Annotated in this window: 24 protein-coding genes; 8 read left to right on the forward strand and 16 right to left on the reverse strand. The window is 72.0% G+C overall.

From position 1 onward, the window contains the following. Positions 1 to 14: 14 nt before the first annotated feature. The 11 genes from ACQBAS_RS13015 to ACQBAS_RS13065 all read right to left on the reverse strand — a co-directional run bounded on the left by ACQBAS_RS13015 (position 15) and on the right by ACQBAS_RS13065 (position 9,627). Entirely contained in the window at positions 15 to 665 is a 651-nt protein-coding gene (locus ACQBAS_RS13015; RefSeq protein ID WP_427384218.1) for a pilus assembly protein TadG-related protein, read from the reverse strand. A 107-nt stretch (positions 666 to 772) separates the two neighbouring features. Beyond that, the gene (locus ACQBAS_RS13020; protein WP_427384219.1) at positions 773 to 991 is read right to left on the reverse strand and encodes a hypothetical protein; all 219 of its coding nucleotides are present in this window, start codon (positions 989 to 991) and stop codon (positions 773 to 775) included. Positions 992 to 1,140: 149 nt separating this feature from the next. Then, positions 1,141 to 1,776 carry a response regulator gene (locus tag ACQBAS_RS13025; protein ID WP_427384221.1) on the reverse strand — a complete coding sequence of 212 codons (636 nt, stop codon included), beginning with the start codon at positions 1,774 to 1,776 and terminating at the stop codon, positions 1,141 to 1,143. Between the two features lie 32 nt (positions 1,777 to 1,808). Next, on the reverse strand, positions 1,809 to 2,984 hold the full coding sequence (locus ACQBAS_RS13030; RefSeq protein ID WP_427384223.1) for a sensor histidine kinase: 1,176 nt from the start codon (positions 2,982 to 2,984) through the stop codon (positions 1,809 to 1,811). Further along, entirely contained in the window at positions 2,977 to 3,885 is a 909-nt protein-coding gene (locus tag ACQBAS_RS13035) for a type II secretion system F family protein (protein WP_427384225.1), read from the reverse strand. The genes ACQBAS_RS13030 and ACQBAS_RS13035 overlap by 8 nt, the downstream gene beginning before the upstream one ends. Beyond that, on the reverse strand, positions 3,882 to 4,805 hold the full coding sequence (locus ACQBAS_RS13040) for a type II secretion system F family protein (protein ID WP_427384227.1): 924 nt from the start codon (positions 4,803 to 4,805) through the stop codon (positions 3,882 to 3,884). The genes ACQBAS_RS13035 and ACQBAS_RS13040 overlap by 4 nt, the downstream gene beginning before the upstream one ends. Continuing rightward, positions 4,805 to 6,160, reverse strand: a complete 1,356-nt coding sequence (locus ACQBAS_RS13045; protein WP_427384228.1) for a CpaF family protein — start codon at positions 6,158 to 6,160, stop codon at positions 4,805 to 4,807. Before ACQBAS_RS13045 ends, ACQBAS_RS13040 begins: the two co-directional genes overlap by 1 nt. Further along, positions 6,157 to 6,507 carry a TadE/TadG family type IV pilus assembly protein gene (locus ACQBAS_RS13050; RefSeq protein ID WP_427384230.1) on the reverse strand — a complete coding sequence of 117 codons (351 nt, stop codon included), beginning with the start codon at positions 6,505 to 6,507 and terminating at the stop codon, positions 6,157 to 6,159. Before ACQBAS_RS13050 ends, ACQBAS_RS13045 begins: the two co-directional genes overlap by 4 nt. Next, positions 6,504 to 8,051 carry an AAA family ATPase gene (locus tag ACQBAS_RS13055; RefSeq protein WP_427384231.1) on the reverse strand — a complete coding sequence of 516 codons (1,548 nt, stop codon included), beginning with the start codon at positions 8,049 to 8,051 and terminating at the stop codon, positions 6,504 to 6,506. The genes ACQBAS_RS13050 and ACQBAS_RS13055 overlap by 4 nt, the downstream gene beginning before the upstream one ends. Next, positions 8,048 to 8,776 (reverse strand): Flp pilus assembly protein CpaB, encoded by a 729-nt coding sequence (cpaB, locus tag ACQBAS_RS13060; RefSeq protein WP_427384233.1) that lies wholly within the window; start codon positions 8,774 to 8,776, stop codon positions 8,048 to 8,050. The genes ACQBAS_RS13055 and cpaB overlap by 4 nt, the downstream gene beginning before the upstream one ends. Next, the gene (locus ACQBAS_RS13065) at positions 8,773 to 9,627 is read right to left on the reverse strand and encodes a hypothetical protein (protein ID WP_427384235.1); all 855 of its coding nucleotides are present in this window, start codon (positions 9,625 to 9,627) and stop codon (positions 8,773 to 8,775) included. Before ACQBAS_RS13065 ends, cpaB begins: the two co-directional genes overlap by 4 nt. A 163-nt stretch (positions 9,628 to 9,790) precedes the next feature. Between ACQBAS_RS13065 and ACQBAS_RS13070 the strand changes: the two genes are divergently transcribed. Continuing rightward, entirely contained in the window at positions 9,791 to 10,396 is a 606-nt protein-coding gene (locus tag ACQBAS_RS13070) for a hypothetical protein (protein WP_427384236.1), read from the forward strand. 16 nt (positions 10,397 to 10,412) lie between these two features. Here ACQBAS_RS13070 and ACQBAS_RS13075 read toward each other — a convergent pair whose 3' ends face one another. Genes ACQBAS_RS13075 through ACQBAS_RS13085 form a run of 3 tightly spaced genes read right to left on the reverse strand, consistent with a single transcriptional unit; the run spans position 10,413 to position 12,848 of the window. Then, positions 10,413 to 10,868, reverse strand: coding sequence for a hypothetical protein (locus ACQBAS_RS13075; RefSeq protein WP_427384237.1), 456 nt, complete (start codon positions 10,866 to 10,868; stop codon positions 10,413 to 10,415). Between the two features lie 4 nt (positions 10,869 to 10,872). Beyond that, positions 10,873 to 11,496: a hypothetical protein gene (locus ACQBAS_RS13080; RefSeq protein ID WP_427384238.1), complete on the reverse strand. Its 624-nt coding sequence runs from the start codon at positions 11,494 to 11,496 to the stop codon at positions 10,873 to 10,875. An 8-nt stretch (positions 11,497 to 11,504) separates the two neighbouring features. After that, positions 11,505 to 12,848, reverse strand: a complete 1,344-nt coding sequence (locus ACQBAS_RS13085; RefSeq protein ID WP_427384239.1) for a hypothetical protein — start codon at positions 12,846 to 12,848, stop codon at positions 11,505 to 11,507. Positions 12,849 to 13,120: 272 nt separating this feature from the next. On the opposite strand from ACQBAS_RS13085, the gene ACQBAS_RS13090 reads away from it, so the two are divergent. Further along, a complete protein-coding gene (locus tag ACQBAS_RS13090; RefSeq protein WP_427384240.1) occupies positions 13,121 to 13,546 on the forward strand; it encodes a hypothetical protein in 426 nt (141 codons plus the stop codon). 59 nt (positions 13,547 to 13,605) lie between these two features. Here the strand turns inward: ACQBAS_RS13090 and ACQBAS_RS13095 are convergent, their stop codons facing one another. Then, the gene (locus ACQBAS_RS13095; protein ID WP_427384241.1) at positions 13,606 to 15,102 is read right to left on the reverse strand and encodes a CCA tRNA nucleotidyltransferase; all 1,497 of its coding nucleotides are present in this window, start codon (positions 15,100 to 15,102) and stop codon (positions 13,606 to 13,608) included. A gap of 13 nt (positions 15,103 to 15,115) precedes the next feature. Then, complete coding sequence (locus ACQBAS_RS13100; RefSeq protein WP_427384242.1) at positions 15,116 to 15,793, reverse strand: prepilin peptidase; 678 nt, start codon at positions 15,791 to 15,793, stop codon at positions 15,116 to 15,118. Positions 15,794 to 15,933: 140 nt separating this feature from the next. Between ACQBAS_RS13100 and ACQBAS_RS13105 the strand changes: the two genes are divergently transcribed. The 6 genes from ACQBAS_RS13105 (at position 15,934) to ACQBAS_RS13130 (ending at position 24,045) form a co-directional block, all read left to right on the forward strand. Continuing rightward, on the forward strand, positions 15,934 to 16,416 hold the full coding sequence (locus ACQBAS_RS13105; protein ID WP_427384243.1) for an NUDIX hydrolase: 483 nt from the start codon (positions 15,934 to 15,936) through the stop codon (positions 16,414 to 16,416). Continuing rightward, entirely contained in the window at positions 16,389 to 18,494 is a 2,106-nt protein-coding gene (locus ACQBAS_RS13110; RefSeq protein ID WP_427384244.1) for a DUF6049 family protein, read from the forward strand. Before ACQBAS_RS13105 ends, ACQBAS_RS13110 begins: the two co-directional genes overlap by 28 nt. Further along, positions 18,491 to 20,116: a murein biosynthesis integral membrane protein MurJ gene (gene murJ, locus ACQBAS_RS13115; protein WP_427384245.1), complete on the forward strand. Its 1,626-nt coding sequence runs from the start codon at positions 18,491 to 18,493 to the stop codon at positions 20,114 to 20,116. Before ACQBAS_RS13110 ends, murJ begins: the two co-directional genes overlap by 4 nt. 60 nt (positions 20,117 to 20,176) lie before the next feature. Beyond that, positions 20,177 to 22,555, forward strand: a complete 2,379-nt coding sequence (locus ACQBAS_RS13120; RefSeq protein ID WP_427384246.1) for a hypothetical protein — start codon at positions 20,177 to 20,179, stop codon at positions 22,553 to 22,555. Positions 22,556 to 22,616: 61 nt separating this feature from the next. After that, entirely contained in the window at positions 22,617 to 23,120 is a 504-nt protein-coding gene (gene sigM / locus ACQBAS_RS13125) for an RNA polymerase sigma factor SigM (RefSeq protein WP_427385644.1), read from the forward strand. A 178-nt stretch (positions 23,121 to 23,298) separates the two neighbouring features. Then, positions 23,299 to 24,045 (forward strand): hypothetical protein, encoded by a 747-nt coding sequence (locus tag ACQBAS_RS13130; RefSeq protein WP_427384247.1) that lies wholly within the window; start codon positions 23,299 to 23,301, stop codon positions 24,043 to 24,045. Positions 24,046 to 24,076 lie beyond the last annotated feature (31 nt).

Genomic DNA, 24,076 nt, shown 5'->3' on the forward strand with positions numbered 1-24,076 from the left:
CCTTCGTCGTCGGTTCAGTCCGCCAGGGCGGGATCGAAGAGATCCTTGAGGTCGCTCGCGTCGAGGTGGATCTTGATCGGTCCGCCGTCGCCCGGGAAGGTGATCGGGATGTCGAGGTCGCCGCAGGTGACCGTGGCCTCGGTGTCCGGTGGGGGCGGCGGGGGGGTCGTCGGCGACGTGGTGGAGGAACCCGAGGGAGACGGGCTCGGCGGCGGAGTCGTCGTGGTCGTCGGGCTCGGCGACGGCGGCACGGTGCACGGCCCCAGGCGCTTGCCGAGCTTGGCCTCGGCGGTCCGCTCCTCACGCTTGCCGCTCTGCGCCGTGAACTGGCTCCGGACCGTCACCTTGATCCGGTCGTCGATCGGGTAGTAGCAGTACGACACGAGGTCGGCGTCGTTCCGGTTGGCGAAGGAGCTGGCCTCCCCCTGCCCCAGCCCACACGGGAGCTGTTTGCCGGCCATGATCGCCGAAACGATCTGGCCGGGGGCGTCCTTGATGATCGACTGCGCGCCGGCCAGCGCCGCGGCATCCGCGGCGATCTGGATCTGCCCGGCCTCGTCCGAGGCCTGGCTCAGCCGCCCGACGTAGCTGAAGGCGAAGGCGAGCAGCCCCATCGCCACGACGAGGATGATCGCCGTGGGCGCTTGCCCACGCTCACCCCTCATTCGGTTCCTCATGCGACTCGCCCCTTTCGGCATGGTCGATCCTCACTACGCGCAAGGGGGTGCAGGGCCGATCGGCCCTGCACCCCGTGCTTCTTGCGACCCTCGGGTCAGGCGCTCGGGCCCTTGAGGATGTCGGTGATGGCGGTCTTGACCTTGCCGGCCAGGTCGGCGCCGGAGAAGGCCGTGTAGATCGCGCCGACGATGAAGGCGGCCACGAGGACCATGCCGACGTACTCGAGGGCGGACGCGCCGCGCTCGTTGTTGGCAAGGCGCTCGCGCAGCGTGAAGGCGGTGGTCTGGAACGTGGCGGCCATCTTCGTGGTCATGATTCTCCCCTTGGGACGTGGTGGGCGGCTCCCTCGGAGCCGGACGTGCTGACAGGGACAACGTTATGGAGCGGAAGCGGTTGGTCCGAGGGCCTCAAGACCCAACTTCGGACCCACGTGCGGGTTGGGCCCGGGGGCCCAAGGTCGGGTCACGAGCGGCCGAGCCAGCGCACGATCGCTTCGGCCCGGGTGGTGACGCCGAGTGCCGGGAGGATCGCGTTGATGTGGTTCTTGACCGTCTTCTCCGCGAGGAAGAGCTCCTTGGCGATCTGTCCGTTGGTCCGACCGTGCGCGATGAGGTCCATGACCTCCACCTGCCGGGGACTGAGCCCGAAGGTCTCCAGGAGCCTCGACCCTGACGCCTGGACGACGGCCGCCGCTTGCACGGTCGATGCTTCCCCCACCCCTCGCAGGGCGGCGAGGGCGGGTCCACTGAAGGCCCCGCTGCCGGCAGCACACTGGCGGACCATCGCCGCGAGAGAGTCCGCGTCGAAGGTGCCGTGCACGAGATATCCCGAGGCACCCCGCCGCAGCGCCGTCTGGATGACACTGGCCTCGTCGGTGAAGGTCATCATGACCACCGTCGCGAGGCCGCTCATCTCCTCGACCACGGACACTCCGTCCCGACGCGGCATCCGCACGTCGAGCAGGACGACGTCGGGCGCCAGCGCGGCGCAATGGGCCAGGCCTTCGTCCCCGTCGCCGGCCTCCCCGACGACCTCGATGTCGGGTTCGGCCTCGAGCAGCGAGCGCAGCCCCGTCCGTACGATCGGACTGTCGTCCACCAACAGCACTCTCAGCGGTGTCGAGGGCGTGCTCATCGCTCCACCAGTCCTTCCGGGTGCACCCGCAGGGTGACCGTCGTGCCGTTGCCGACCTCGGAGGTGACGTCGGCGACGCCACCGATCCGGGCCATTCGTTCGCGCAGACCGCTGATGCCGTAATGGCCAGCGCCCTCCGCGGCCTCGAGGGATCCGTGGGCGAACCCCTTCCCCGTGTCGCGGATCACGACGACGACCTCCCGGTCGGTCTCCACGCTCAGGGACACCTCGACCTCGCACGGGCCCGCGTGGCGTCGGACGTTGTCCAGTGCCTCGCGCGTGCACGTGAGGAGCTCGTAACGCACGGCCTCGTCGTGGGTGTCGACGCCCGGGGCGATGTCGGCGCTGAGGTGCTGGCTCGCCGTCTCTCCCCAGGCGAGGACGAGTTGGGTCAGCGCGACGGACAGGTCCTCGTCGGAGGAGCGCTCCCGCAGGGACCCCATGACCGTGCGCAACTCGTGGACGGCCTGGGTGGCCATGCCCTGGACGTCCCGCACCCGGGCTGCCCCCGCCTCGGGGTCGCGCTTGAGCTGGGCGGGCAGTGAGGCCGCCGTGAGGGCGATGCCCTGGACGGTCTTGGCGACCGAGTCGTGCAGCTCCCGCGCCACCGCCGTGCGCTCGCCGAGCGCGGCATTGCTGGCGATGGCGTCGAGGACGACCTTCCGTGCCTGCGCCTCGGCCTCGACCACCGAGCGGACCGTCAGCCCCAGGTACCAGAGCGTCACGTAGACGAAGGGGACGAGGCCGACGGTGATGAAGTTGCCGGCTTGGGGGACCTCACCCTTGGTGAGGCTGAAGACGTACAGGGCCAGCAGGGGGACGATGACGATGATCCCCGGCAGGAGCTGCACCCAGAGGCCCAGGAGCAGCGCCGTCGACAACAGCACGAGCGCGAAGGGGCTGTCCGGCCCGGCCAGGGCCATGGCCGCCCCGATGATCACGAGGTCGCCCAGCGCGAGGCTGGGGTGCCGAGTGATCATCCGCAGCAGCTCCGGCCGGCTCAGGCCGACGTAGGACGTCAGGCCGGCCGCGACGATGCCCACGAGGGTGGTCAGCGTCATCGGTTGCCCGAGCGTCGCCACGAGCGTCGCGAGCAGGGCCGCGAGGCGGACGAGGAGCGCCGACTGGGTGACCTGCACGAGCAGTCGCTGCGCCGATCGCTCGTCAACCACCGAAGACCTTGCCCAACTCGTCGCCGCCGAAGGCGAGGAACATCCCACCCGCCAGGAGGACGATCGATCCCGGCACCATGACCGTGGTGACCACGAGCGTCACGCGGGGCTCGACCTTCGCCGCGTGCTGCCGCATGCGCTGGGCCGTGGCCCGGCGCATCTCCGTGGCGATCTGGTTGAGGGTGTCGACGAGCGGCGCGCCGAGCTCCTCCGACTGGAGATAGGCCGTGACGAACTCGTTCATGGCGTCCGAGTCGGTCCTGGCCCGAAGGCTGAGGAAGGCGGATCTCAGCGAGGCGCCGTTGGCCATCTGGTGCAGGCAGGTCTGGATCTCCTCGGACAGCGGCCCGCCGAAGCGGTCGGCCACGGTCGCCAGCGCCGACCGGAATCCGATGCCCGCGCTCACCGTCACGGCCAGGACGTCGAGGAAGTCCGGCAGGTCCCGGTCGATCTGTTCGCGGCGCTTGCGCGCCATCCCCGACAGTCGGGCCAGGGGGAGGACGACGACGATGGCCAGGCCGAGGAGGACGAAGAGGATCTTGCCCTGCATGGCGAAGAGCAGCAGCCCCGGGCTGAGCAGGACGAGCCAACGCATGCCGCCGGAGAGAAGGCTGTCGACGGTGACGCCGTCGGGGCGACCGGCGAGGTCGATCTGGCGTTGCAGTGCGCGGATCCCCTTCGTCGGCAGCAGCCCCTTGACGCGCGCCGCCAGCCGCCACGCCAGCCGCTCCAGCGGGCTCTGGCCGGACGTGCGATCGCGCTCGGCCTGCTTGAGCAGGGCGATGTCCTCGACCATGAGGTGCTCGGACGGGTCCGAGCGCATGAGGTGATAGCCCCGGAGCGCGGTGAGGGCGGCCAGGGCGAGGACGAGACCGGGGACGGTGACGAAGAGGAGGCTCACGGCTCGACCCTCGTCATCCGACGGATGGCGAGGAAGCCGCCTCCGAAGAGCAGCACCGCGATCGACAGACACACCTGGCCGACGATGTTCGTCGTCATCTTCTCCACCGTCCCGGGTTTGAGGACGTTGAGCGACAGCAGCATGACGCCGCCGAGGAGGATGACCATGTAGGAGGTGGCGACCGCCTGGGCAAGGATCGATTGGACCTCCCGGCGGGTCTCCTTGCGCTGGTCGAGCGTCTCGGCGATGTCACGCAGGGCGGTGACGAGGGAGCCACCGCTGCGGGCGGCCACGATGAGGGTCGACATGAGGACGTTCGTCTCCCGCGACCCGACGCGCTCACGCAGACTGCCCAGGGCGGTGGCCAGGGGTGCGCCGAACTTGAGCTGCGTCGAGACGCGGCGCAACTCCGTGCGGGCGGGTTCGGCCAGCTCCTCCCCCGCGATCCCGATGGCCGTCGGCAGGGACAGACCGGCGTAGCTCGCGTTCGCCAGCACGCGGGCGAGCTCGGGCAGTTGCCCGACGAAGGCCTCGCGGCGCCGGGTCTGCTCGCGGTCGAGGAACCACCGCACGACGAGGACGCCGACGACGACGCCGGCGAGCGCCAGGATCGGGGCGAAGAAGCGCCACAGCACGACGGTCGCGACGAGCGTGACGACCACTCCGCCGAGGAAGAGGTGGAGCGGCGGACGGTTGACGCCGGCGAGATCCAACTGGTGCTCGAGCGCGCGGCCGAGGCGGGTCGTGCGGAATCGGGCATCGGCGATCTCGAGCAGATTCGCCTCGTCCGTGCGGATCCGGGCGTGCTCGGCGCGGCTCACCGCGCGGCGGCGCTCCGCGTCCGCGGCCACGAGCTCGCGGACACCGAGGAGCAGCAGCGCCACGAACAGCAGGGCCCCGAGCAGGATCAGCAGGTACATCAGATGCTCCCGGCCGTCCCGGCACCGGTGGCGGTCCCCCGGCTGTCGAAGGCGGCGGTGTCGACGTGGCCGTTGTGCAGCCGCTCGAGGAAGGCATCCGGCAGCGGGTGCTCGACGAAGCGACCGGGCTGACCGTCGTCGCCCGTGGCCCGAGCCTCGAAGGTCATCAGGGGCACGAGGTGGAACTGCTCCTGGCGGCGGCTGGCGACGAAGGAGATGTCCGTGACCTTGCGGCTCCGGTCCCGCTGACGACTCAACTGGACGATGACATCCACCGCGGAGTTCACCTGGTCGCGCAACGCGTGGAAGGGGACCTCCACGTCACTCATCGAGGCCAGCGTCTCCAACCGCGACAGGGCGTCGTCCGGGGAGTTGGCGTGGACGGTCGTGAGTGAGCCGTCGTGGCCGGTGTTCATGGCCTGGAGCATGTCGAGGGCCTCGCCACCGCGGCACTCTCCGACGATGATGCGGTCCGGACGCATGCGGAGGGAGTTGCGGACGAGGTCGCGGATGGAGACCTGACCGCGACCCTCGACGTTCGGGGGGCGGGTCTCGAGGCGGATCGTGTGCGGCTGGTCGAGGCTCAACTCGGCCGCGTCCTCGATGGTGACGATGCGCTCCTCCCGTGGGATGAAGGAGGACAGCGCATTGAGCAGGGTGGTCTTGCCCGATCCCGTGCCGCCCGACACGACGATGTTGAGCCGGGCCTCCACGCACGCCTGGAGCAGTTGCGCCGAGCGCTGGTCGAGACTGCGGTGGTCACGGATCAGGGTCTGCAGGGACAGCGCCTGCGGGAAGAGTCGGATGGTGACGGTCGGCCCGTTGAGGGCCAGCGGCGGCAGGACGACGTTGACACGCGCGCCTCGCGGCATGCGGCTGTCCGCGGGCAGGCGGGCGTCGGCCATGGGGCTCGACTCGTCGACCCGTCGGTTGACCGTCGAGACGATGCGGTCGATCGTCTGGAGCAGTTGCTCCTCGCTGCTGAAGGGGGCCGGCCACCGTTCGAGGTGACCGGCTCGCTCGACGTAGATCGTGTCGTGCCCGTTGATCATGACCTCACTGACCGACGGGTCGGCAAGGATCGGCTCGAGCACACCGAGACCGACGGCCTCGTCGACGACACGGCGGATGAGCTGGTTGCGCTCGCTCGCCGAGACGATGACGCCCTCGCGGGAGACGAGGTGCGCGATGACCCGCTCGAGTCGCGCGCGGCGCTGGTTGGTGTCGAGCTTGCTCAGCTCGTGGAGGTCGACCTCCTCGAGGAGGAGTCGGCGGAAGAGGGCGATCTGGGAGTCGTCCTCGGGCTGGGCGCCCTGGGCGACGGCTCCGGAGAAGGAGTCATAGGTGCGGCTCATGGCAGGTCCGGCATCTCGGCCGTGCGGGTGACCGAGCCCACCTCGAAGGGAAGCAGGCTGGGCACCTTGACGACGACGGTCTGGCGATATCCCTTCGCGGTGTGGGAGCCTCCGGTCCCCGGCTGGGGAACGAGGGCGCCGGGCAGTGCGGCTTCGACCGCTGCAGCCGGGTCATCGCCCAGGCTCTGGGCGCGGGCGCCATCGCGGGCGGCCTGCCCGGTGGCCACCATCGCCCAGCCGGCGATGCCCACCTGCAGGGCGACGAGCCCGGCGAGGATGAGGATCGGGATGAGGCTGGCCATCTCGATGGCGGCGGCGCCGCGTTCCCTGGCGCGAGGCTCGATCACGGCTCCCCCACCACGCCGCGGGTCGCGGACAGGGTCTGCGGCAGGCCAACGGCGGAGCCGAAGCCCATGGGGACCTGGAGGGTGACCTTGATGGAGTCTCCGCCGCCGGTGACGGACAAGCCCTTGGCGAAGGGACCGGGGACCACGTCGCGGGCCACGGCGGCAGCCGAGGAGGCGTCCCCGCTGATGCCGTACTCGCGCGCGGCCTCCGCGCCGGCGTGGCCGGCATAGACGAAGGTGAGGCCGATGACGGCCAGCTGGAAGCAGAGGACGGCCAGCAGCATGGCCAGCGGAATGATGGCCGCGTTCTCGAGCGCGATGGCACCGGACTCGTTCGCCGCCGCGCCGCGGCGACCGCGACGACGGCGCTGGGGAGCCTCCACCTGCTCGGCGGGGTCATGGCCGAGCCCGATCTCGCGGCGGGCGTCGTGGATGAGGCGCCACCAACCGGCCTCGGAGACTGATCGCGGGTCGCGGTCGTTCATGGCTTCCTCGAGCACGCGCGGCGAGAGCGGGATGGTCGTCTTCAGGACCGTGGCCGTCGTCAGCCGTTCCACTGCCGAGGCGGGGAAGAGACTCGACTTGTCGACCTTGTTGACGAGGATCCGCAGCTCGGCCTCCTCGACGACCCCGAGGGCCTCCCAGGATTGGATGCGCTTGCGCATGGCCCGCACGGCGAGCACGTCCGCCGTGGTGACGAGCACGGCCTGGTCCGCGACCTCGACTGCGGCCGCCTGCGTGGGCGAGACATGTCCGCCGGCGTCGATGATGACGGCGTCGAACTCGCGCCGAAGGACGTCGACGATCGACCGCAGGGCCTGCGGGGTCACGGACTCCGCCTCGCGCACGTCGACCGGGGCGAGCAACAGGTGGATGCCCGTCTCGTGGTGGATGAGCGCGTCGTCGACCGTCTGGGTGGTCATGTCGTCGACGACCTTCGCCACGTTGGCGATGGACACGGACTGGCGGACCTCGAGGATCGCGCTGACGTCCCCCTTCTCGACGTCGGCGTCGATCAGGCAGACCCGGCGGCCGGGGTGCTCGGCGAGGTAGTTGAGGGCGAGGTGCGTGGCGAGCGTCGTCGTCCCCACGCCGCCCTTGGCCCCGACCACGGTCGCGACCCTGCCGCGGCGTCCCGTCGTCACGACGGCGCCGTCGAGGACCGAGCGCATCGAGCGCGACCAGTCGAGCGCGACGTCGACGTGCTCGCCCACGTCCTCGTAGGCGAAGGGGTAGCCGAGGACTCCGCGAGCGCCGGCGGAGAGGGCCTTGATCAGCTTGCCCTGGGTGCGGGTCTCGCTGAGCACGAGCACCGACGACCCGGGGTGGCGCCCCGTGAGGTCCCGGACGAGCTGGCTCGCCGGCTGCGGGCCGAGGTCCTCGTGGACGAAGACGAGCTCGGGCCGGAGGCGGCCGACGAGGTCGGCGACCTCGTCCGTCGTCTCCACCGCGGGCCGGACGTCGAAGTCGCCGAGCTCCTGGAGGATGCCGGTGAGGTCGGCAACGAGGTTGGGATCAGCGGCGCCGATCAGTACCCGGGTCACTGGAGACCCTCCTTCACGGCCTGGCCGCCGAGGTCGTCGGCGTCGTAGGTGTCCACTTCCTTGCCGCGCTCGACACCGACGTCCGTCGGTAGGGCGACGAGCCGGACCTCCTGGGCGAAGGCGGCCGCGTAGGTCACCGCTTTGGAGTCCTTCGAGTTCAGCGCCAGGGTCACGGGGATGACCTCGGACTCCTGCGTGCCGGCCTCGCTCTGCTCCGTCACGGTCTGTCGTCCGGCGATGGAGACGACCCGGATGTCACGGGTGAGGACGCGCACGGACTTCGGCAGCCCGGGCACGTCGGCGAAGACCGCGTAGATGTCGACACGGTCCCCGGGGCGCACGCGGCCGGCGACACCGGTCACCGCGTTGACGTTGATGGCGACCTCACGCTCGGTGCGGTCGAGGCTCGAGCTGGGGACGAGCATGTCGGAGCTGATCGTCGAGCCGGCGTTGACCCGGAACCCGATCCGGCGGCCCTGGAGATCGCTCATCTTGAGGACGGTCGACTTGGAGGCCCACCGCTGGGGCACCTCGACGGGCTCGAGGTTGGAGGGCGAGAGCGCCGTGTAGGGCTCGATCGGCTTCGTCGCCCGGTAGACCGTGACGCGGGAACCGACCTGACTGTTCACCGACGAGACGTAGCCGGTGACGACGAAGAAGGTCGCCGCCGCCACGACCAGCGAGACGAGGATCATCAGCAGGCCGCGCCGCTGTCTGGGATTCACGAAACCATGTCCTTCTGGGTGAGGTGATCAGGGGTGGGCGACCCGTCGACGCGGGTGTGGGAGCCGCGGGAGTCGGAGGGCTTCTCGGTCAGGAGTGCCCGACAGAAGGCGCAGGCGGGTCCCGCGACGGCCTCGCCGCAGACGGGGCAGGGACGCGGCGTGAGACGCCGGGGAGCGCCGAGGATGGCGAACTCGGCACCGTCCGCGCCGTAGAGCCGCTGGGGATCGGCCACCGGCGGAAGGGCATGGGCCTCGTGCCGATCCAGCGCTCGGGTCAGTCCCGCGAAGGCGGGCGAGGCGGCGTCGGCACCGACCAACACCGTGCCCTCGGTGCCGATGATCGTCGCGCCGCTGTCGGCGCGCACGACGACGGGCTTGGCCCCGAGCAGGGCCAGATGACCGCGACCGCCGGGGAGCATCGAGCGCACGTGCTGCCCGAAGGAGGGCGACGGAGCACGCAGCTTCGTCACCCTCGGCAGCCACGCCCCGGAGATCGTGTCGGACAGGATCTGCTGCAGTTGGGCGACGGCCTCGCCCGGGGCGAGGCCAGCCTCGAGCACCGACATGGCCGCACCGGCCAGGGCGACTGTGCTGTGCGGAACGGCGAGGGTCGCGACGGCGACGCGGGGGTTGGCGCCGCTGGTGACGGTGGCGGTCAGGCGGGCTGCCCGGTGATCGGCCGGACGGCAGAGAAGGACGACGTGCGACAGGTCACGAGCGGCCACCCAGGCTGCCACGGCCGTCGGATCGGCCGCGGGTGCGAGTCCGACGGGGGCGGCCTCGCCACCCATCCACGCTCGAACCCCACCTGACATCGCGGTCGGGTCGATGATCACCACCCCGATGGACATGCGTTCCCCTCGTTCACGTTCGATCGGCGTGGGGGGCGCCCTGACTTTCCCCACGGTCCGTTGACGTCGCGAGCCCACCATAATGGACCAAAGCCGCAAACCGTACTTGGTGGCCGTTCCGCGATAATGCGGTACGCCCCGTAGACACGAACCGAGGAGCCGCATGGCCAGCACGCGGAGGCCGGCCACCCGCCGACGGACGAGCCTCGACCGGACCCATCGGGTGGGTGTCGTGATCAGCGCGATCCTCGGACTGGCGGGCCTGCTCGGTGTCATCGTGGGGGCCTGGTCCTGGACTCTCGAGCGACCAGCGGCCACGCAGGTGCAGCGCACAGCCGGGGCGAGCCTGGCGTCGACACCGTGGTTCGATCAGGGCTACACCCTCTTTGCCGACGAGGCCTCGATGGCCGACGCCGACGCCTCTGGTGCCGCCGAGGAGCCACGTGCCTCCGGCGCCCGCACCTGGGGGTGCGTCCTGGTCCGCAACGGCCGAGAGACCCCCCTGACGAGTGTGGCCGACATCGAGGTCACCGGCTCGCGCGTGCACGCCGGACGGGCGCTGCTGCCGGCCCTGAACGTGGGTGAGTCCGCCACCGGAGATCGCGTGAGTTGCCCTCGAGCCCCCGTGGACAGCGAGATCTGGGCCCTGCCGACCAACGCCGGCGTGCCCCTGATCCCCCTGTCGCTCATCGTGGGAGGTATCGCCGCCGCCGGAGCCGCCGCCCTCACCCACCCCAGGAGCCGGGGAGTGGCGCGTTTCGGCTCCTGAGTCCACGCGCATCCGCTCAGCGCAGTCCGGGGACCGCGGGACCACGCTCGGGCGCCTCCGCTGAGACACGGCACACGACGACGGTGGCGATCATCCAGGTCGCGAGGTCGACGGCCCAGGCCGTCACCCCGGTCAGGCCGAAGCCTCCGGCGGCGAGGGCGTGGCCCTGCCACGACAGCGGGTTGGCCAGGTAGCCGATGAGTCCGACGCCGAGCCACAGCCACGTCGGCCCCTCGTGATCGGCCCACCGCCGGACTCCGCCCAGGACGACGGCGAGGACCGCGATCTGCAGGATCGTGCGCGCGACGGCGCCCACCTCGACGGATCCGCCTGCCAAGCCGATGAAGGTGCCGATGAGCCCGAAGAGCGCGGCGGCGAACGGCAGGGAGACGGCGGCCAGTCCGGCGAGGAACCAGTGCTTCCGTGGGGCCTCGCGCTGCGTCCCCGCCAGATGGTCGAGGGATTGGGTCATGCGGTCACACCGTCCTGAAGGTCGAGATGATCTGATCGAGCTTGTTGGCCGTCAGTTGGCCCTCGGGGGCCACGGCGACGACGTTGAGGATGAGCTTCGCGTCCACCTGGACGAAGAGCTGCCACGTCTCGGTGCCGGTGCCCTGGTCACCGGACGGCGGGTTGCTCCACTGGACGAGGATGGCCCGCTGACCCGTGGGCCAGTCCACGGCTGACCTGACGACCTTGTTCTCCCCGATGGACTGGGTCTGCTCGAGCACGTAGGACTGTTCGATGGCGGAGGCTTTCGGGTCCTTGTCGGGCACGACGGCCACGCGCACGAGCCCGTCGCCCTTGGCGCTGCGGGGCGCGTCGAAGAGCCACATGTCCGTGCCCTTCGAGGTCTTCGCCACCCGCTCGCGGAAGGTCGCCGGCACGCCGATCGTGAAGCGCTCGCCCTTGACCGTCCGCCACTGGCTCGAGACGTCGGACGGGGCGAGGGTCGGGCTGGGGGTCCCGGTAGGGAGCGCGCGCTGCTGGGCCGGCGGGAGGGCCTCGTCCGGGTTGTCCGAGCCACAGGCCGTCATCGTCGCTCCCAGGGTCACGGCCAGGGCGGCCGCCGCCCAGCGCCGCATGAGTGGTCTCGTCATCGGCCCGTTCATGAGGTGCCACTTCCCGTGCAACCGGTCCACGGCGCCATCCGCGTCCCGTCCCAGTAGGTCGCCGACGTGATGTCCATCGACTCGGTCTTGACCTCGCCGGACACGCCCACCTCGATGACCACCTTGCCGGCGGCGTCGAGGGCGAAGGGGGTGTTGGCGTTGAAGTCGTAGGTCTGCTGCGTCATCGTCCCCCGGTCACGGGCGGCGGCGAAGAAGTTCATCGTCGGCTGGTAGGTCGCCACCGACGCCGCGGCCGAGATGGCCGGGTTCGTCCACGTGCCGACGTGTTGGACACCGACGGACAACAGGTAGGCGTTGGCGACATCGCGGTTGGCGTCCGTGTCGGTCGGCAACGTGGAGCGATAGACGAAGGCGCTGCCCTGACCGTTGGCGAGGTCCGCGTCGACGTCGCCCCCGAAGGCGGCGTTGGCGTACCCCGCCGACGACCCGGCCCCGCTCGTCGTCGTCTCGACCTGGGTCATGTTGCCCTCGGAGTCATAGGTGACGGCCGTGATGACCGACATCTTCCCCTCGACCTTGCCGCCCTCGTTGCGGATCCCGGCCGGGTCGATGTTGAGCTTGCGCAGCCCGGCCTCGCCCTCGACCGTGGTCTGCACGTAATAGGTCTTGCTGCCGTCCGCACCGGTGCGCACACCCAGCGCCTCGCTGGCCGTCCCGCCGGCCGAGGCCGCGTCCTCCACACCCGTCGCCTCGGCGGAGGCGTTGACCGAGAAGCCCCCCTGGGTGAAGTTCTCGTCCGCCTCCGGCACGGGCGTCGTGATCCCGAGTGCGCTGTCGACCTTGTCGGTGACCCACCGCACGGGTCCGCTGCCACCGACGAGGCCGTCCTTGACCTGATCGCCCGCCAAGCCGGACAGGAGCGACTTGAGCTCGCCGGCATCCTTGACGTTCCACACCTCGCCGTCGTCGATCCTCAGGCCCACCCCGGCGTTCGCCGACGCCGAGCCGCCATAGGAGTTGTCGTTGACGGTGAGCTTGATTCCGCCGCCGACGCCCACCTCGGCGCCGACCCCTTCGCCCTCCGAGGCCGTGACGCGGTAGCTCCCGTCGCTGAGGGCCTCCACCTGCACCTTGCGGCCGTTCTCGAGGGTGACGAAGAGGATGGCCGCCTTCGTCTTGCTGGTCGTCGTGTTGCTCGTCGTCGTGCAGGGCGTGGTCGGCTCGGGCTTGGGCTGGGCGCCGGTGTCGCCGGCCGAGTCGCAGTTCCCCTGCCCGAAGGTGACGATCAGGCAGACGGCGTCGCGCACCTTCGGCGCGAGCGGGGTCGCCTGGGTGAGGGCGAGCACGAGGGCACCCACGAGGAATGCCGCGATGAGCACCAGCCCCACGCTCTCGAGTGAGGCGGCGCCCGCATCGCCCCGGCGGGCCGCCGCCCTCCTGCGATCCCTCACTGGCTCTCCCCCATGTCGTTGTCCGGGCACGACTGGCCCGCTGACTCCGGCACATTCGAGCAGAAGTCGGACATCAGGGGGCAGGGCCCCACGACCCAATGGGGGCCCAAATCTCCCGGGCCCCCGGCCCCCCTTCGCCGATTCGCGAGCCGGCGGCGCGGCCACTACGGTCGACGCGACACCGATCCGGAGGGATGACCATGCCCGCGACCACCACGATGAGTTCGACCCCTTTCAAGCTGGCGCTCGCCGCCGGCGGCATGATCCTGGTCCTGCTCGTCGCCCTGTCCCTGCTCAACCGGCAGCAGTCCGGCGAGGAGCCCATCCTGCTGGCCGACGGCATGGCCGGACACCCCGTCCACGTGCTCGAGTCGCCCGGTGACCCCACCGTCTGGGTGTCAGGCACCGGCGCCAGCGACCCCCGTCCCGGCGGAAAGCCCGCCCCGACGCTGTGCCGGGTCTCCGGCGCGGGCGCCCCCGAGGTGGTCGCCCCCGAGGACGACGAGACCGCCATCCTGGGTGAGACCACCCTCTACCCCGTCGGCACGCTCAGGGGCCTGCAGCCCCCGGCCGACGTGACCTGCAGCGGCGAGGGCCTCAAGCACGTCTACGTCGGCCACTTCTGACAGGCCCGACCCTTCTGACAGACGTCCTTCCGAACCCGGGGCCAGATCTGTTTCCAGGATCAGGCGGTCGACTCGGGCTGCTGCACCCACCACGCGCGAAGGCGGTCCGCCGCCGTCTCCTTGTCCAGGGGGCCCTCGTCGAGGCGCACCTCGAGCAAATGGGCGTAGGCCCGACCGAGCAGCGGCCCCGGGGGGATGCCGAGCACGGCGCCGATCTCGTTGCCGTCCAGATCCGGGCGCACCTTGCCCAGTTCCTCGGCCGCCAGCACCTCGTCGATGCGGACCTCGAGGTCGTCGTACGCGCGGCGCAGTCGGTCGGCCTTGCGCTGGTTGCGGGTGGTGCTGTCCGCCCGGGTCAGCCGGTGCAGACGCTGGAGCAGCGGCCCCGCGTCGGTGACATAGCGGCGCACGGCAGAGTCGGTCCACGCCCCGTCGCGGTAGCCGTGGAAGCGCAGGTGCAACTCGACGAGGCGGGCGACCGCCTTCACCGTCTCCTTGTCGTAGCGCAGCGCGCGCAGCCGCTTGGCGGCGAGCTTGGCGCCGACGACGTCGTGGTGGTGGAAGGAGACCCCGCCACCGGACTCGAAGCGGCGGGTCGGCGGCTTGCCGATGTCGTGCAGCAGCGCGGCGAGGCGCAACACGAGGTCGGGGCCGGGGACCGTCTCGGGGTCACCACCGGGCTCGCCCTCGAGGTCGATGGCCTGCTGGAGCACGATGAGGCTGTGCTCGTAGACGTCCTTGTGGCGGTGGTGTTCGTCGATCTCGAGGCGCAGCGCGGGCAGCTCGGGGAGCATCTCGTCGGCGAGGCCGGTGTCGACGAGGACGCGCAGCCCGGTGACGGGGTCGGCGGACAGCAGCAGCTTCGTCAGCTCGTCCCGGATCCGCTCCGCGGACACGATGGACAGGGTCCCGGCCGCGGCCGTCATCGCCGCCGTGACGTCCGGCGACGGGGTCAAACCCAGCTGCGCGGCGAAGCGGGCCGCGCGCATCATCCGCAGCGGGTCGTCGCCGAAGGACACCTCCGGCGGCCCGGGGGTGCGCAGCCGACCGGCCGCAAGGTCGAGCAGCCCGCCGTGCGGGTCGACGAAGGCGAGGTCGGGCAGGCGCAGGGCCATGGCGTTGACGGTGAAGTCGCGCCGGACGAGGTCTCCTTCGAGCGAGTCGCCGAAGGCGACCACCGGCTTGCGGGTCACGCCGTCGTAGGCGTCGGCCCGGTAGGTCGTGACCTCGACCGTCACCCCGCCCTTCGCGGCACCGATCGTGCCGAACTCCCGGCCCATGTCCCAGTGCGCGTCGCCCCAGTCGGCGAGGATCTGCTCGCTCACCTCGGGCGGCGCGCTCGTCGTGAAGTCGAGGTCGCCGCTCGTGCGCTCGAGGAAGGCGTCCCGGACGGGGCCGCCGACGAGGGCGAGTTCGTGACCCCGCGCGGCGAAGCGCTCGCCGAGGCTGGTCAGCAGCGGGCGTGCCGGGTCGAGGTGGGCGAGCGCCCGGGCCAGGATCTCCGGCGCGACGTCTTCGGGCAGGGCGGAGGGGATGCCGGACGGGGGGTTGGTCATGGTGGCGTACAGCCTACGGCGAGAGGAGCGCGGGCAGGACGAGCAGGAGCAGCGCCCCGATCACCATGTGCGGCCCGAAGGCGATGGCCGTCTGGCGCCCACCTCCCTTGAAGAGGACGACGAAGACGGCGGCCAGCCCCGCCGTCAGGAAGGCGGCCAGAGTCGCGAGCAGCACGTGGGACCAACTGAGGTAGCCCAGCAGCAGCCCGAGGGTCGGCGCGAGCTTCGCGTCCCCGAAACCCATGCCTCCCGAGGGCCCGACGAGGACGAGCAGGGTGTAGACGAGGAAGAGGGCCAGCCCGGCCGCCAGCGCCCGCAGCCACGCACCGAGATCGCCCTCGATGAGCGCGACCACCCCGAGCAGGAGCGCGAAGAGGACGACGCTCGGCTTGGTGATGCTGTCCGGCAGTCGGTGGACGTCGAGGTCGATGGCCGTCAGGACGAGCAACACGACGACGGCCACGACGAAGGTCGCCGCGAGCGCCGGCCGGTGCGCCCACGACCGGCCGATCAGGAAACCGGTCACCACCGCGACCGGCACGAGCCAGCGCAGGGCGCGAACCGGCAGGTCCCGCTCGTCCGCGTAGCGGTGTCCCTGACGCCCGAGCCAGCGCCCGGCACGCCACGTGCCGAGGCCCGCCACGAGTGCGCCGAGGAGCCCGGCGACCAGACTGACCTGCGCTTCGTTCACGTCCGCACCCTATGGGAGTGACACGGTGCGTCGTCCCGCTGGCCGGGCTCGCTGGTCGGTCGGTGGTGCGTCGGCGGTCCTGTCCGTGTCCGGTCGATCGTCCCTGACCGGTCGTGACGCGTGCGCTTAGAGTGGCTCCCGTGAGCAACGCCGTCCCTGCCCCCCGACCCGCGCGGCGCCTGCCCGCGGTCGAGGAGCGATCTGCCGGCGGCGTCGTCGTCGACGTGCAGGACGGACAGGCCCGGATCGCCGTCATCGCGCGTCGCAACCGGGCCGGTCGGCTCGAGTGGTGCCTGCCGAAGGGGCACATCGAGGGCGAGGAGACATTGCGCGAGACCGCCGCGCGTGAGGTCGCCGAGGAGACCGGCATCGAGGCGCGGGTCCTCGTCGAGCTCGGGACCATCGACTACTGGTTCGCGACCTCCGACCGCCGGATCCACAAGTTCGTGCATCACTACCTGCTCGAGGCCATCGGCGGCTTCCTGACGATCGAGAACGACCCGGACCACGAGGCCGTGGACGTCGCCTGGCTCGATCTGCGCGAGGCCCACCGGCACCTCACCTTCCCCAATGAACGTCGCATCGCGAGGGAGGCGTGGCTCCGGCTCGCGGGGAGCGCCTGAGCGCGGCGGCGCTCGCCGCCGTCGTCGCACTCGTGGTCTCCCTCGTCCTCCCGCCTGCCGCCGACGGCGCCCCGTCCCCACAGCGTTCCCGGACGACCTCGGCGACGGCAGCCGCACCGGCCGATCTCGCCGTCACCCTCACCAGCGTCGGCCCCACCGTCGCGCGGCCCGGTCAGGACACCACGATCGCCGGCAGCGTGCGCAACGACGGCGAGAGCGCCGTCCGCAACCCCGTCGTCACGGTCGTCACCGGTCCGGCCTCGTCCGGGCGTGAGTCGGTGCGCGAGTGGTCGGCCGGCACGGACCTCGCCGACGGCCAGACCCTCGCCCGCACCCGCGTGAAGGGGACCGTGCAGCCCGGTGAGCGGGCGACCTTCCGCGTCGTCGTCAAGGACCCCACGAAGGCGACCGCGGCCGCCTTCGCCGCCCTCCCCGTCAGCGTCGAATCGATGGGCTCGGCGGTGCACACCTTCATCGGCATCGAGCGGGCCAAGGAGTTCGTCCCGCTCGAGGTGTCCTGGGCGATGCCGTTGACGTTGCCGATCCGGCCCGCGCTCTGGGGTGAGTACGGCGAAGAGCGGCTCGCCGCCTGGGAGGACGCGATCGGCCCGGACAGCGCCCTGCGCAGGACCATGGAGCTCGGCCGCGACCGCGACGTCCTCTGGCTCGTCGACGCCACCCTCCTGCGCAAGCCGCTCGCGACGAACTCGGGCAGGAGCGCCCGGGACGAGCGACGGCTGCGCAACGAACTGGTGGCTGACCTGCGGGAGCTCATCGCCGACGGGGACGCCGCCGTGCTGCCCGCTGCCGACGCCGACGTCGCCGCCGGCACCCTCTCGGAGTCGGCTTCGGCCCTCGTCCGCCCCCAGGTCGCTGCGGGACAACGCGTCGCGATGGAGGTCGGCGCCCGGTCCGACGTCGCCTGGCCCGCCGACGGTGTCCTCTCCGCGGATCGGATCAACGCGCTGCGCACGCTCTACGGCACCGACACGGCTCCGGCGATGATGGTGCCGACGGCCGCGCTGGCCCAGTCGGCCGCGAGCCACGATGCGCGCCAGCACACCGAGGACGGGTCGCGGATCCTCGTCGTCGACACCGCCCTCAGCGAGAGCGCCGGCTCGCTGGCGGGGGCGGCCGACGCCGTCGCCGAGACCCAGACGTTCCTCGCCGAGACGGCCGTCATGCTCGGCGAGCTGCCCGGCACGCAGCGGCACCTGCTCATCACCACGGCCCGCTCCTTCGCGCCGACGACCCAGGCGTGGGGTGACCTCGTCGACGCCGCCGACCGCATCCCCTGGCTGGAGCGCGGGAGCGTCGACGACCTGCTGGCCACCGTCCCCGAGGACGAGGTGGCGGCGGGGCACCTCGACGTGCCCGAGTCCACCGCGGACGCCGTCGCGCAGCTCGAGGAGAACGGCGGCCACGTCACCTCCCCCGCCCTGACGTCGGCGAAGGCCGCGAGCCTGGGTCGGTCCGTGCGGGCGGCACGCGCCTACGCCCAGGTCCGGGAGGACGAACGAGCCTTCGCGACGCGGATCAACGAGTCGGCGCGTCAGCTGACGTCCGTCGGCTGGCGCGGTGCCCCCAAGCGGTGGGCCGGCCAGGCGGGCGACCTTCGTGAGGTCGCCGCGAGCCCGCGCCGGGGGTTGCGCGTGTCCTCCGGTGACGTCAACTTCTTCGCGGACGCCGGTCGGCTGCAGATCACCGTCGCCAACGACCTCGACGTGGGCCTGAAGGACCTGCGGATCCGCGTCGAGCCGGACGCCACCAACCTGCGGCTGCGGATCGAGAGCCAGCCCGCACCGATCACCATCGCCGCGCACTCGCGCCACACCGTGTCCGTCGACGCGGTGGCCCTCGCCGCGGGTCAGGTCCCCGTGCGGATCACCGCCACCGACCCCGACGGCGTCCCCCTCACGGACACCGCCGTCCTCGACGTGCGGGTCTCGCCGACGGGTGACTGGATCTACTGGGGCATCGGCGCCATCGCCGCCGCCCTCCTCATCGGCGGCGTGTGGCGTAGCGTTCGGCGGCGCAACTCGACCCCGGCCCCGAACGACGGAGAACCCACCGCATGAGCTCCGACACCCTCGCGCGCTCGAGCGCCGTCATGGCGGCCGGCACGCTCGTGTCCCGCGTCCTCGGGCTGCTCCGCAACTCGCTCACGGCGGCCGTCGTCGGGGTCACGATCATCGCCGCCGACGCGTGGAACGCCGCCAACACGTTGCCGAACCTCTTCCACCTGCTCCTCGCCGGCGGCGTCCTCAACGCCGTCATCGTCCCCCAGATCATCAAGGCCATGAAGCACGACGACGGCGGTCAGGAGTTCGTCAACCGGCTGCTCACGGTCGCGATGGCTCTCATGGCGGTCGCGACGATCGTCCTCACCGCGGCCGCGCCCTTGCTCGTCGCGATCGTCACGGACGCCGGCTGGTCGGCCCGGGACCGCGGGCTCGCGACCACCTTCGCCTTCCTCTGCCTTCCGCAGATGTTCTTCTACGGGCTCTACACGCTCCTCGGGCAGGTGCTCAACGCCCGGGGCCGATTCGGTGCCTACATGTGGGCGCCCGCCCTCGCGAACGTCGTCGCCATCGCCGGCCTGCTCTGGTTCCTCCTCACCGATCAGCCGCTCGAGGCCGCGGTCGAGGACTGGACCCCGCAGATGATCGCCGTCCTCGCGGGGTCGACGACGCTCTCGATCGTCCTGCAGGCACTCGTCCTCATCCCGCCGCTGCGCCGGATCGGCTTCCGCTACCGCCCCGTGTGGGGTCTGCGCGGCTCCGGACTGGGGGCCGCCTCGCGCATGGCGATGTGGGCCTTCGCGGCCGTCTGCCTCTCCCAGGCGGGCTACATCGTCACCTCCCGCGTGCTCACGGGTGCCACCCACCGGGCCACGGCCGCCGGGGTCGACGGCGCCGGCCTGACGGCCTACAGCAACGCCTTCCTCATCTTCATGCTTCCGCACTCGCTCATCACGGTCTCGCTCGTGACGGCCCTCTTCACCCGCCTCTCGCACGCCGCAGGCGCCCGGGACACCGAGCTCGTCACGTCCGACCTGCGCCGCGGTCTGCGGCTGCCCGCCGTCGTCCTCATCCCCGGCTCGGCCGCGATCATCCTGCTCGCGCCCCTCGTGACCCAGGTGATCCTCTTCGGCAACGCGCGGGAACAGACCGACACGCTGGTGCCGGTGCTCATCGCGATGTTCGTCGGGCTCCTCCCCTTCGGCTGGTACTACCTCGTCCAGCGCGTCTACTACGCCTACGAGGACGGGCGCACCCCCTTCCTCCTCCAGATCGTCGCGACGACCCTCGCCGTCGCCTTCACGCTCTACGGCGGCACTCGGGCGGCGGTCGACTCCGCCATGTGGGTCGGCATCGGTCAGACCGTGAGCAACCTCGCCGCCGCGCTGCTCGGCTTCTGGCTCCTGCGGCGGAAGGTCGGCCCGCTCGGGGTCCCGGGTGTGGCTCGCCAGCACGTGCGCCTCCTGCTCGCCACGGCCCTCGCCACCCTCGTCGGCTGGGTCGCCCTCCAGGGGATGAACCGGATCGTCGGCGAGGGCCTCCTCGGCGCCACCGTCACCGTCGCGACCATCGGTCCGCTCGTCGTCGGGCTGGCGCTCGGCATCGCGGCGCTGCTGCACGTGCGCGAGGTCGCCGAGATGGCCGACCCGGTGCTACGGCGGCTCCGCCTGCGTGGCTGACGCGACGTCACCGCCTACGATGAACCGGCACCATCCATGAACTCGACCAAGGGAGCACGCGTGCACGGGGTTGGCCCGGGAACCGTCCTCGGTGGGCGATACACCGCACGAGAGCGGTTCGGCACCGCCACGTCGGGCGCCGAGCGCTGGAGCGCCAGCGACACCACGCTGGGGCGTGAGGTGACCCTGCTCGTCCTCCCCTGGGACGACGCCGCGGCCGATGCGGTGCTCGACGCCGCGCGCCGCGCCGCCGGTGTCGACAACCGTCGCCTCGTGCGCGTGCTCGACGTGGGCACGAGCAACGGCGTGGCCTTCGTCGTGGAGGAGGGTCTCGTCGGGGCCCGCACCCTGACCTCGCGCATCATCGGCGGCGGCCTGCCCTCCGAGGAGGTCCGCCGGGTCACCGGCGAGGCGGCCACCGGACTCGAGGCGGCCCGCCAGCGCGGCCTGCACCACCTCCACCTCGGCCCCGACGCCGTCTACTGCCTGCCCGACGGCTCCGTGAAGGTGCTCGGCGTGGCCACGGACTCAGCCCTCGCCGGCGATGACGACGACGAGTCCGACGCCGACGCCTCGCGCCGGGACGCCGTCTCCATCGTCGCCCTCGTCTATGCCGGGCTCACCGGTCGCTGGCCGCTGATCCGCGGCGGCGGCGAGCTCGAGGAGGCCCCGCGCATGGTCGGCGGCGTCGCCGCACCGTCCGAGATCGCCGCGGGCGTCCCGGGTGACCTCGACGCCATCTGCCGCCTGACGCTCAACGACGACCAGGGCCCGATCTCCCCCGGTGACTACGCCGCCCAGGTCGCCCCCTGGTCCGCCACGGCCGTCGCCGGCCTGGGCGAGTCGATGGCCGGTTCGGCCCTCTTCCCCACGAGCACGACGAGCACCACGACCACGACGCCGCCTCCGGGGGTCTCTGCCGCCGGCGCGAAGGGGGCCGACCGGATCGGTCCGCCGAGCCGGACTGCGTCCTCTGCTGGTCCGGCTGCGTCCTCGACGGCGGCGAAGGTCGGCACGTCCGCGGCTGCCGCTGCTGCCGCGGCCGCGGGTCTGGCCGGTGCCACCGGGGCCGCCGCGCGCAGCGCTGCCGGAGCCACGGGCCCCGGCGTGGAGGCTCCGTCGCCTCGCGCAGGCGCTCGCATGCGCGTTGCCGAGCCCGACGTCCCCGCCGGACCCACCGAGGCCGAGCTGGACGCCCAGATCACGCCCGCCGATCCGCCGCCCGTGACCGCGCCCCTCGCCTCGACCACCGAGGCCACCCACACCGTGGCGCCCGCCGCGACGGTTGCCGCGGAGTCCGCGCACGACACCCAGGCACTCACTCCGGTCACCGAGCCCTCCGTCGACGGCACCTCCATCGGCACCGGTGTCACCGACGACGGTGTCACCGACAACGGTGTCACCGACAACGGTGTCACCGACAACGAGGAGTCCCCCGCCGCCCGCGCCGAGCGCGAGGAGCGCGCCGAGGAGGACCGTCGGGCCCGTGCGGCCGCCGCAGCAGCCGCTGCCGCGGCCGCAGCGGCGAGCGTCGCGGCCGGAGCGGCCGGCACCGTCGGCCACAAGCTGGCCCAGGGTGGCGCTGCCGCCGGTCACGCCGCCTCCGTCCTCGGACGCGGCGCCGGACAGCTGGCGAAGACGGCCGGCGAGCGCGCCCAGGACCGCGCGGACGAGCGGCGTGCCTACCGCAACGCCGTGCGCCGCAGCGAGGAGCAGAGCCGGGTCTCCCTCGACCAGGCCAGCATGGACGAGGACCTCGAGGCCCCCGCACCGCTGCTGCCCGCGGCCGCGGGCGAACCGCCGTCGAGCAGCCAGGCCTCCTTCGTCCTCGCCGTCATGGCCGGGTTCACCGTGCTGGCACTGCTGCTCGGCATGTGGGGCGTGTCCAAGATCGGCTCGCGCACCAACCTCGACCACATCCTCAACCCGGACACCGTCGCGGCCCCCACGGCGCAGTCGTCCTCCGACAAGACGACCGAGGACCCCGCGGCCGAGGACCCGGCTGGCGAGGACCTGCCCATCGGTGGCGCCAACGGCTACGACCCCAACGGTGACGGCGTCGAGAACAACGGCGAGGCGCCCCGCGTCTACGACGGCGACCCCGAGACGTACTGGAGCTCCGAGGGGTACGAAGGCCCGAAGCTCGGCAACCTCAAGCCCGGCGTCGGCGTGACGGTCCTCCTCGACCAGGTCCCGCAGACCATCCACGAGATCACCCTCGAGCTGCCCACGCCCGGCAGCGTCGAGATCTACGCGGCGCAGGGGCCCAGCAAGGACGGCGCCGTGCTGATCGGGTCCTCGCAGGGTGAGAGCGGGACGGTCACCGTCACGGCGCCCGAGGGGACCAAGGCCAGCCACATCATCGTGTGGTTCACCGACGCGCCGCAGGTTTCGGACGGGTACTACCGGGCCCAGTTGGCGGAGATCTCCGTCCGCTGACGGAGCGACCGTGGCCGCCGACGACATCGTCCCGTTGTCCGAGGCGGATGACCGCGACCTGATGGCCCGGCACTGCGCGGGGGACCCGGACGCCTTCGGAGAGATCTTCCGGCGCCACCGGGACCGGATGTGGGCCGTCGCCCTGCGCACGAGCGGTGACCCCGAACTGGCCGCCGACGCCGTCCAGGAGGGCTTCCTGCTGGCCTATCGCCGGGCCTCGTCGTACCGCGGGGACGCGCTCGTGACGACGTGGCTGCACCGCATCGTCGTCAACGCCACCCTCGACCGGCTGCGGCGGCGGAAGCCGGCCGGCCCCCTTCCCGAGGTCGATCTCGCCGATCGCCACGATCGGCACGCCGATGCCGAGGTCCGGATCGATGTCCGCCGGGCCCTCGCCCAGTTGCCTGAAGCGCAGCGGATGGCGCTCGTCCTCGTGGACATGCACGGACTGAGCGTGGCGGAGACGGCCGCGGTGCTCGAGGTCGCCGAGGGCACCGTCAAGTCGCGCTGCGCCCGGGGGCGGTCCGCACTCGCCGCCATCCTCACCCGGGAGCCCTCGCCATGACCCGTTCGCACCCCATCGCGCCCCCGATCGCGTGCCGCACGGGAACCGTGGCGCCCTCCCGCACGTCAGACGTAGGTGTGCTCATCCCGGCACGCACCGTGTCAGCGTTCAACGACCCGGCATTCGGCGACTCAAGCCTCCATGAGACCGCACCGACCAACCCACTGAGGAGGCACCGGTGAACACCCCCTTCCGCGTCGGCCCCTCCTCCCCCGACGACGACCCCACGGGCATGCGCGACCTGCTGCGCCACCTTCCGGACCCCGGCCCGATGCCCGATGACCTCGTCGCTCGGATCCGTGCCAGCCTCGCCGAGGAGGCCTCGCGCCCCGTCACCGCGCCGGGCGTCGTCGATCTCCTGGCCGAACGCTCCCGACGCCGCTGGGTCCTCCCCGCTGCGGCCGCCGCCGCGTTGATCGCCCTCGGCGGGACCGCGCTGCTCAACCTGCAGGGGCCGAGCGGTGGCGCCGACTCCGCGGCGGTCAGCCGGGCGGTCCCCGAGTCGGGTGCCGCCGCTGACGATGCCGGCACGGACGCCGGCTCCGGCACGTCGGATGGTGCCACCTCCGGCAACGCCACTCCGGACACCGCGCGCGCCGCCTTCGTCCTCACCATGTCCGAGCGCACCTTCGACCCCGGCCGGGTCGCCTCCTACGTGGCCGCGGGGTCCGACGACCTGAGCGAACTGACCAGCTCGGCCACCGAGGCACCCGGCATCGGCCCCATCGGCACTCCCCTGGGCGCGAGCGACTGCCTCGAGCGCCTGGGGATCGACCCGCTGGGGGGCCAGTGGGTCGATCTCGGCACCGTGGACGGGACTCCGGCCGCGCTGATCGTCACCCGCGGCGACGCTCCGGTGAGGTCGATCGGTGTCCTCGTGACGCGGGACTGCACGGCCCTCAGCGACGTCGCCGAGGGGTCCTGAACACACGCCGCGGACCCGTCCCCGTGAGGGA

Source organism: Janibacter zhaoxuefangae, from assembly GCF_050271985.1.
Taxonomy (GTDB): domain Bacteria; phylum Actinomycetota; class Actinomycetes; order Actinomycetales; family Dermatophilaceae.

Bases quoted from the DNA above. Each gene is read 5' to 3' on its own strand.
- ACQBAS_RS13070 (WP_427384236.1), top strand. From the start codon at position 9,791: ATGGCCAGCACGCGGAGGCCGGCCACCCGCCGACGGACGAGCCTCGAC.
- ACQBAS_RS13045 (WP_427384228.1), bottom strand. From the start codon at position 6,160: ATGAGCCGCACCTATGACTCCTTCTCCGGAGCCGTCGCCCAGGGCGCC.
- murJ (WP_427384245.1), top strand. From the start codon at position 18,491: ATGAGCTCCGACACCCTCGCGCGCTCGAGCGCCGTCATGGCGGCCGGC.
- ACQBAS_RS13075 (WP_427384237.1), bottom strand. From the start codon at position 10,868: ATGACCCAATCCCTCGACCATCTGGCGGGGACGCAGCGCGAGGCCCCA.
- ACQBAS_RS13040 (WP_427384227.1), bottom strand. From the start codon at position 4,805: ATGTACCTGCTGATCCTGCTCGGGGCCCTGCTGTTCGTGGCGCTGCTG.
- ACQBAS_RS13065 (WP_427384235.1), bottom strand. From the start codon at position 9,627: ATGTCCATCGGGGTGGTGATCATCGACCCGACCGCGATGTCAGGTGGG.
- ACQBAS_RS13020 (WP_427384219.1), bottom strand. From the start codon at position 991: ATGACCACGAAGATGGCCGCCACGTTCCAGACCACCGCCTTCACGCTG.
- ACQBAS_RS13080 (WP_427384238.1), bottom strand. From the start codon at position 11,496: ATGACGAGACCACTCATGCGGCGCTGGGCGGCGGCCGCCCTGGCCGTG.
- ACQBAS_RS13095 (WP_427384241.1), bottom strand. From the start codon at position 15,102: ATGACCAACCCCCCGTCCGGCATCCCCTCCGCCCTGCCCGAAGACGTC.
- sigM (WP_427385644.1), top strand. From the start codon at position 22,617: ATGGCCCGGCACTGCGCGGGGGACCCGGACGCCTTCGGAGAGATCTTC.
- ACQBAS_RS13090 (WP_427384240.1), top strand. From the start codon at position 13,121: ATGCCCGCGACCACCACGATGAGTTCGACCCCTTTCAAGCTGGCGCTC.
- ACQBAS_RS13015 (WP_427384218.1), bottom strand. From the start codon at position 665: ATGAGGGGTGAGCGTGGGCAAGCGCCCACGGCGATCATCCTCGTCGTG.